General features: G+C 71.9%; 6 protein-coding genes. 3 read left to right on the top strand and 3 right to left on the bottom strand.

Annotated features, from left to right (window positions below; translation table 11 throughout):
• Window positions 1-1,539 (top strand): alkaline phosphatase D family protein (locus ACWGH4_RS29285; protein WP_453466224.1); only part of this gene is annotated, 1,539 nt, incomplete at its 5' end.
• 91 nt (window positions 1,540-1,630) lie between these two features.
• Here ACWGH4_RS29285 and ACWGH4_RS29280 read toward each other — a convergent pair.
• The 3 genes from ACWGH4_RS29280 to ACWGH4_RS29270 form a co-directional block, all read right to left on the bottom strand.
• Window positions 1,631-2,191, bottom strand: a complete 561-nt coding sequence (locus ACWGH4_RS29280; protein ID WP_441262411.1) for a hemerythrin domain-containing protein — start codon at window positions 2,189-2,191, stop codon at window positions 1,631-1,633.
• A gap of 178 nt (window positions 2,192-2,369) precedes the next feature.
• On the bottom strand, window positions 2,370-3,311 hold the full coding sequence (locus ACWGH4_RS29275; protein WP_453466221.1) for a carbohydrate kinase family protein: 942 nt from the start codon (window positions 3,309-3,311) through the stop codon (window positions 2,370-2,372).
• Window positions 3,308-3,922, bottom strand: a complete 615-nt coding sequence (locus ACWGH4_RS29270; RefSeq protein ID WP_453466219.1) for a TetR/AcrR family transcriptional regulator — start codon at window positions 3,920-3,922, stop codon at window positions 3,308-3,310. Before ACWGH4_RS29270 ends, ACWGH4_RS29275 begins: the two co-directional genes overlap by 4 nt.
• Before the next feature lie 46 nt (window positions 3,923-3,968).
• Here ACWGH4_RS29270 and ACWGH4_RS29265 point away from each other — a divergent pair, with 46 nt between their 5' ends.
• Together ACWGH4_RS29265 and ACWGH4_RS29260 are read left to right on the top strand one after the other, a co-directional pair.
• On the top strand, window positions 3,969-4,829 hold the full coding sequence (locus ACWGH4_RS29265; protein ID WP_441262414.1) for an alpha/beta fold hydrolase: 861 nt from the start codon (window positions 3,969-3,971) through the stop codon (window positions 4,827-4,829).
• A 48-nt stretch (window positions 4,830-4,877) separates the two neighbouring features.
• On the top strand, window positions 4,878-6,082 hold a 1,205-nt coding region (locus tag ACWGH4_RS29260), incomplete at its 3' end, for an amidohydrolase (RefSeq protein ID WP_453466217.1).

The following is a 6,082-nucleotide window of genomic DNA, read 5'->3' as shown; positions in this document are numbered from 1 at the left end:
GGCTTCGGCGGCGCAGGCGCCGCCGCACTGATGCTCGGCACCGGCGAGTGGGGCTCCGGCTCCGCGTTCGCCTCGCCGGTCATGAAGGACGATCCGTTCTCCCTCGGCGTCGCGTCCGGCGAGCCCCGCTCCGACGGTGTGGTGCTGTGGACGAGACTGGCCCCGGAGCCGTTCGCGCAGGACGGCAAGGGCGGCATGCCGGACCGGCCGGTCCGCGTGCAGTACGAGCTGGCCCACGACAAGCGGTTCCGGCGGGTCGTCCGCCGGGGGAGCGTCGTCGCCACACCGGAGCTGGCACACTCGGTCCACCCCGAGATACACGGGCTCCTGCCGGACCGTGAGTACTACTACCGCTTCCGTGCCGGCTCGTACGTCTCACCCGTCGGCCGCACCAGGACCACCCCGCCGCCGTGGAGCAGCCCCCGGGACCTGAAGTTCGCGTTCGCCTCCTGCCAGGCGTGGCAGGACGGCTACTTCACCGCCTACGAGCACATGGCGCAGGAGGACCTCGACCTGGTGGTCCACCTCGGCGACTACCTCTATGAGTACGGCATCCAGTCCAACAGGCGCGGTGTGGTCACCGACCCGAGGTTCCACACGGAGACGGTCGACCTCGCCCGCTACCGCCTCCAGTACGGTCTCTACAAGTCCGAGGCGCCGCTCCAGCAGGCACACGCCCGCTTCCCGTGGATCATGACCTTCGACGACCACGAGGTCGAGAACAACTGGGCCGACGGCATCCCGGAGAAGGACCAGGACCCGCGGGCGTTCACGCAGCGCAGGGCGGCCGCCTTCCAGGCCCTGTACGAGCACGCGCCGCTGCGTCGCGCCCAGTTGCCGCAGGGCCCCGACGTGCAGATGTACCGCAGGCTCTCCTACGGCAGGCTCGCCGACTTCACGATGCTCGACACCCGGCAGTACCGCGACGACCAGCCGTGCGGCGACGGCGCCTCCGCCGACTGCGCCGACCGCTTCGCCCCTGACCGCAGCCTCCTCGGCGACCGTCAGCGGGACTGGGTCCTGAACGGCTTCAGCCGCTCCGCCGCCCGCTGGCAGGTGCTGGGCAACCAGGCGCCGATGGGCCAGACCGACCAGGACCCGGGACCGGGCACGACCGTCTGGATGGACCCCTGGGACGGCTACGTCGCGGAGCGGAACCGTCTCCTTGCGGAGGCCGAGCGACGGGGAGTGCGCAATCTCGTCGTCATCACCGGCGACCGCCACCAGAACTACGCCTGGGACCTCAAGCGCGACTACGAGGACCCCGGGTCGGCGACCGTGGGCAGCGAGTTCGTGGGGACGTCCGTCACCAGCGGCGGCGACGGCGCCGACATGACGGCCGAGGGCACCAGGTTCCTCGCCGCCAACCCGCACATGAAGTTCTTCAACGCCCAGCGGGGCTACGTGCGGGTGCGTGTCGAACCCGAGCGCTGGACGAGCGACTTCCGCGTCCTGCCGTACGTGACCCGGCCGGGCGCTCCCGTGTCCACCCGCGCCAGCGTCGTCGTCGAGGACGGCGTACCGGGCGTCCAGGTCTGACGAGCGGCACCGCGTACCCGGGACTGGCCGGGTACGCGGTGCGGTCGGGTATGAGGGTATGGGCCGGAAGGGCGCGCGGCACGGGCCGGGCCTAGCCGGTGGCGCGCCCGGTGAGAAGATCGCGGACCCGGTCCACCATGCCCATGCCGGGAGCGAGCAGCTTGTTGGCCCGGGCGGTGTCCGGCGTGGAGGGGTGCGGACGGGTGGGGGCACTCTGCTTGGCCCTGCGGACCTTGTCGCCCAGCTCCATCAGCAGGTCCGCGCTGCACGACTCGGCGAGAAGCGGGAACAGCCGCTTCTCCTCGTCGGCGACGTGCGAGGTCACGGCGGTCTTCAGCTGCGTGATCAGGGTGTCGAACCGGGGATCGTCGGCCTGGCAGCCCTCGAGCTCCTTGAGCATGCGTTCGATCTGGGCGTGGTCCGAGATCTCCTCGTCCGCCAGGTCGTCGCCGTCGTCGACGAAGCGGCGGACCGCGGGATACAGGTACTCCTCCTCGGCGACGGAGTGCCGGACGAGTTCCTTGGTCAGTTCGTCCGCCAGCTCCCGCCGCCGCGCGTCTCCGGCGGCCTGGGCCTCGATCTCGGCGAACATCTGGTCGACCTCTCGGTGGTCGGCCGTCAGTTCCTGGATGACGTTCCCGCCGTGTGCCATGTCCTGGCGTCCTCTCTCGCTTGCTGCGAAGGATCCCCCCACGGGCGTGGCTGCCGCGCCTCATCGGCGACACTAACGCGGGTACCCCGCTCCGGCGCGCCCACAAGGCGTCGGACACCCTGGGGTTCCGCCACCGGCGGGAAGTTTCCCCGGCGGCCGTTTCAGAGCTGTCGGACCGTCACGAGGCCCCCGGCGGCAGGCCGGTCCCCGCCGCGCGCAGTTCGTGGGCGTACGGAGGTTCGGCCCCGGCCTTCGTGCAGGTGAGCGCCGAGGCCCTGGCCGCGAATCCCAGCACCTCGCGCCAGCGGTCCGGTGACAGCGACCCGAGCGCTCCGGGCGAGAGCAGTTCCCGCTCGGACAGGGCGTGCAGGAGCGCCGCGTTCACGGTGTCGCCCGCCCCGATGGTGTCCACCACGCGGACCCGCTCCCCGGGGACGGAGAACCGGCCGCCGTCCCGGGTGAGGACCGTGAGCCCGTCCCCGCCACGGGTGAGCACCACCGCCGCGGGACCCGCGGCGAGCCAGGCCCCGAAGTCGGCCCCCAGCCAGTCGGCGTCCTCCTCGCTCAGCTTGAGCATCGACACGTGCGGGAGCCAGCTCCTGAACCGGGCGCGGTAGGCGTCCGCGTCCGGGATGAGACCGGGCCGGACGTTCGGGTCGAGGGCGACGAAGACGCCGCGCGCCGCCTCCCGTCGCATCAGCTCCTCGTACGCGCTCGCGCCCGGTTCGAGGACCAGCGAGCAGGTGCCGAGCGACAGGGCGCGCGTGGCGGCGGGCAGCTCGGGCGGCACGGTGAAGAGACGGTCCGCGGTGCCCTCGACGTAGAAGGTGTAGGCGGCGGAGCCGCCGGGGCCGATCGCCGCGACGGCCAGCGTGGTGGGCTCGGGGCCGCGCTGCACGAGTGCGGTGTCCACCCCCTCCTCACGCAGCCGGCCGATGAGCGACTCGCCGAAGGCGTCGGTGGAGATCCGGGAGCAGAAGGAGACGTCGGCGCCGAGCCGGCCGAGCGCGACGGCGGTGTTGTAGGGGCCGCCGCCGCGTGCGGGCAGCAGGGGAGCCGGCAGCTCACCACCGGCCTGCGGCACGAGGTCGATCAGCGCCTCACCGGCGACGACGATCACAGCGCCTCCCCTTCGGCCCGACCCGCGACCAGGGGCCGGCCGGCGGCGGCACGGACGATCGCGGCCGCCGCGGGGGCCGCGTCGAGCACCGGGGCGGTGGAGCGCATGGACCGGCCGAGCATGAAGGCGCCTTCGAGCAGCGCGATCACCGACCGTGACGTCGCGCGGGAATCGGCGATGCCGAAGGAGCCGTAGAAGGCGGCGAGGGTGTCGGTCCACGATTCGAACACCTCCGCGGTCGCCACCCGCAGTGCCTCGTCGGTGCCCGCGATCTCCAGGGCGATCGTGGCGATGGGGCACGGGTCCGCGTAGTCGAGATCGAGCAGCGTCTGCGCCGCCCCGGTGAACGCCCGCGCGGTCGTCTCGGCCGGGTCGGCGGCCCGGTCCTGGAACAGTTCGCCGATCAGCGCCAGGTAGGCGGCGCCCGACGTGCGGACCACGTCCTCACCGAGCTCGCTCTTGCCGCCGGGATAGAAGTGGTAGGCGGACCCGTAGGTCGCGCCCGCCGTCGTGAGGATCTGCTTCATGCCCGTGGCCGCGTAGCCCTGACGCCGGAAGAGCTCGGTGGCAGCGGCCAGGATGCGCGCTCGTGTGTCGCCTGTCGTTCTCATCTCGGATAGTCTCTCACTAGATCGATCGATCCAGTAGGGGATGCCGATGCATGAGATCGAACTGAGTGCCGGGGTCGTGGAGTACACGGACACCGGCGGAAGCGGCGAGACCGTGGTGCTGGTGCACGGACTCGGCTTCGACGAATCGGTGTGGCAGGCGGTGGTGGACGGTCTCCGTGCCGACTTCCGGGTCGTGGTCCCCGTGCTGCCAATGGGGAGCCACCGCCGGCCGATGCGCCCGGGTGCCGACCTGTCGGCGCAGGGCGTGGCGAACCTGCTGGCCGAGTTCCTCGAACGGCTCGACCTTCGGGACGTCACCCTGGTCCAGAACGACGCCGGTACGGCCCAACTGCTCGTCGGCGTGCGCGACGAGCGCGTCCACCGGCTGGTCCTCACCTCCTGCGAGGCGCTGGACAACTATCCGCCCGGAGTGCAGGGCAGGACCCTGCAGTTCCTGAGCCGGGTACCCGGCGGCATCTTCCTGCTGCTCCAGTCCTTCCGGGTGCCTCTGCTGGTCCGGCTGCCCAACTCGCTCGGCGGCATGGCCCGGCACCCGATCCCGTACGAGCTGGTCCGCCGCTGGTACGGCCCCCTGCTCACCGACAAGAGGATCAGGCGGGACTTCGCCGCCTTCCTCCACAGCACGCGGAAGGACACCTACCTGCGGGCGGCGGAGCGACTGCGCGACTTCCAAGGACCCGCCCTCGTCGCGTGGGGAGCGGAGGACCGCATGATGCCGCACGAGACCGGTCGCCGGCTCGCCGCCCTGCTGCCGCGGGGCGAGTACGTCGAGATCCCGGACGCCCGCACCCTCGTCCAGCTCGACAACCCCGGCGCCCTCTGCGCCGAACTGCGCCGGTTCATCAAGGAGTCACCCGTCCCACGCCGACAGGACCCGACCGGCTGAGAAAGTGGGTGCGTACGTCTGAGGACCCGTCGTGGAAAGGACGCACCCGTGACCGAGGCACCATCCGTCTTCGCCGGACTGGACGCACGACTCCCCGCCCTGCGCGAGCTCTACCAGGACCTCCACGCCCATCCGGAGCTGTCCTTCCAGGAGGTCCGCACAGCGGGCATCGTCGCCCGGTGGCTGCGGGAGCAGGGATGGGACGTGACCGAGGGGGTCGGTGGTACCGGCGTGGTCGGCGTGCTCAGGGTGTCCGACGGGCCCGTCGTCCTGCTCCGGGCGGACATGGACGGCCTGCCCGTGCGGGAGGCGACGGGCCTGCCCTACGCGTCCACGCGCACGGGGGTCGACGCCGACGGCAACGAAGTACCCGTCATGCACGCCTGCGGACACGACATGCACATCACCTGCCTGCTCGGCGCGACGGCTCTGCTGGCCGCCCACCGGGACGCCTGGCGGGGCAGCGTCGTCGCCGTGTTCCAGCCGGCCGAGGAGGTCAGCGGGGCGCAGGCCATGATCGACGACGGGTTCGCCGAACGCTTCCCCCGCCCGGACGTGTGCCTCGCACAGCACGTCGGCCCCATTCCCGCGGGCACCGCGGCGACCAGGCCGGGCGCGGTCATGAGCGCCTCCGACAGCTTCGCCGTACGACTCTTCGGCCGGGGCGGCCACGGGTCGGCGCCGGAGAACACGGTCGATCCGGTGGTGATGGCAGCGGCGGTCGTGATGCGTCTCCAGACGGTGGTGTCGCGTGAAGTGGGGGCGAACCAGGCCGCCGTCGTCACGGTGGGTTCCCTGCACAGCGGGACCAAGGAGAACATCATCCCGGACACCGCCGAAATGAAGATCAACATCCGCAGCTCGGACCCCGCCGTCCGCACCCGGGTGCTCTCGGCCGTCGAGCGGATCGTACGGGCGGAGGCCCTCGCTGCCGACGCGCCGAAGGAGCCCGAGTTCACCCGCCTCAACAGCTTCCCCCTGACCGTCAACGACGCCGACGCGACCGCCACCGCGGTCGAGGGGCTCGAGTCGGTGCTCGGGGCGGGTCAGGTCTGGACGCTGCCTCAGCCCATCACCGGCAGCGAGGACTTCGGCGCGTTCGGCTCCGCCATGGGGGTGCCTTCCGTGTTCTGGCACTTCGGCGGGGCGGATCCGGCGCTGTTCCCGGACCCCGATCCGGCGACCCTTGTCGGGGGCGGGCTGCCCCCGGGGGTGGCGTACAACCACTCACCGCAGTACGCGCCCCTCCAGGA

The organism is Streptomyces sp. NPDC054847 (genome assembly GCF_053610925.1).
The sequence above is the reverse complement of the archived record's forward strand: the minus strand, read 5'-3'. Positions and strand labels throughout refer to the sequence as shown.